1 protein-coding gene is annotated in these 1,583 nt (G+C 80.5%); it reads left to right on the top strand.

Going from position 1 to position 1,583, the window contains the following annotated elements; genetic code table 11:
• Window positions 1–1,583, top strand: a 1,583-nt coding sequence (locus DKT69_RS32735; RefSeq protein WP_497529437.1) for a winged helix-turn-helix domain-containing protein, incomplete at both ends; no start/stop codon positions are given.

The following is a 1,583-nucleotide window of genomic DNA, read 5'->3' as shown; positions in this document are numbered from 1 at the left end:
GGACACCCCGCCCCGCCCCGACCAGCTCGAACTGCTCGCGGCGGCGCTCGCCGCCCGGGAGCGCCCGGTGCTGCTGGTCCTGGACGACCTGCACCGGGTCACCGATCCGGCCGCGCTGACCGGGCTGGAGTTCCTGCTGCGCCACGCCGAGCAGCGGCTGCGGCTGGTGGTCGGCGCCCGGACCGACCTGCCGCTGGCCCTGCACCGCTGGCGGCTGGCCGGGGAGCTGACCGAGATCGGCCCGGACGAGCTGGCCTTCACCGACGAGGAGGTGGCCGACCTGCTGGTCGCGCACGGGGTGCGGCTGCCGGCCGCCGCGCTGCCCCGCCTGGCCGAGCGCACCGGGGGCTGGCCGGCCGGGCTGCGCTTCGCCGCGCTGGCGCTGCGCACCCAGCCGGACCCGGACCGGTGGGTGGAGCGGTTCGGCGGCGACCAGCCGGACGTCGCCGGATACCTGCGCGAGGAGGTGCTCGCCCCGCTCGCCCCGGACGTCCGGGACGTGCTGCGGCGCAGCGCGGTCGCCGCCGCCGTCTGCGCCGACCTGGCCGACGCGGTCACCGGCCGGGCGGACTCGGGGCAGCTGCTGGCCGCCCTGGCCCGCGACGGCGGGTTCCTGCGGCAGGACGGCAGCAGCCCGCCCTGGTACCGCTGCCATCCGCTGCTGGCCGACGTGCTCCGCGACGAGTTGGGCCGGCTCCCCGCCGACGAGCTGCGTGACCTGCACGCCCGGGTGGCCGACTGGTACGCGGGGAACGGCCGGCCGGCGGAGGCGCTGCGGCACGCGCTGGCCGGGGGCGCCTGGGACCGGGCCACCGAGCTGCTCATCGGGCACTGGCCGGAGCTGGCGCCGTACGACCGGGACCTGCCGCCAGCGCCGGCGCCCGCCGATCCGCCCGCCGAGGCGGTGCGCCGGGACCCGGAACTCGCGTTGGCCTGCGCGGCGGAACGGGCTTACGCCGGGGACGCGACCGCCGCCGCCGGGCACCTGCGGCGGGCCGTGGAGCACGCCGCCGCGCTGCCCGCGCCGCGCCGGGACCGGTTCCGGCGGCTGGCCACCGCGCTGGAGCTCACCCTGGCCCGACTGGCCGGCGACCACGAGGAGGTACGCCGGGCCGCCGCCCGGCTGCTCGCCACCCGCACCGCCCCCGGACCGGGGGACGACCCACGGGCGGGGGCCGGCGAGGACGCCGACGTGCGGGCCGTCGCCGGCACGGCGCTCGGCCTGGTCGAGCTGGCCGAGGGGGAGCCGCGCGGGGCCGGGGATCGGCTCGCCGACGCACTGGCCGCGGCGCGGCAGGCCGGCCGGACCCACACCGAGCTGGTCTGCCTCAGCCGGTCGGCCCTGCTCGACGCGGTCCGGGGCGACCTGCGGTCGGCCGACCGGAGCGCGCGGGAGGCGCTGGCGCTGCCGCCCTGCCAGGGCTGGTCCTGCCGGCTGGACTGCGGGCACGCGTACCTGGCGCTGGCGTTCGTGGCCCTGTACCGGGACGAACCGGCGGAGGCGGCGGCGAACCTGGCCCTCGCCGCGCCGGCCGCCGGGGAACCCGGCGTGGCCGCGCTGGCCGCGCTCTGCCGGGCGGAGC

The organism is Micromonospora sicca, from assembly GCF_003172935.1.
GTDB lineage: Bacteria > Actinomycetota > Actinomycetes > Mycobacteriales > Micromonosporaceae > Micromonospora > Micromonospora sicca.
Note: the sequence above shows the minus strand (reverse complement) of the source record. Positions and strands in the feature narration are given on the sequence as shown.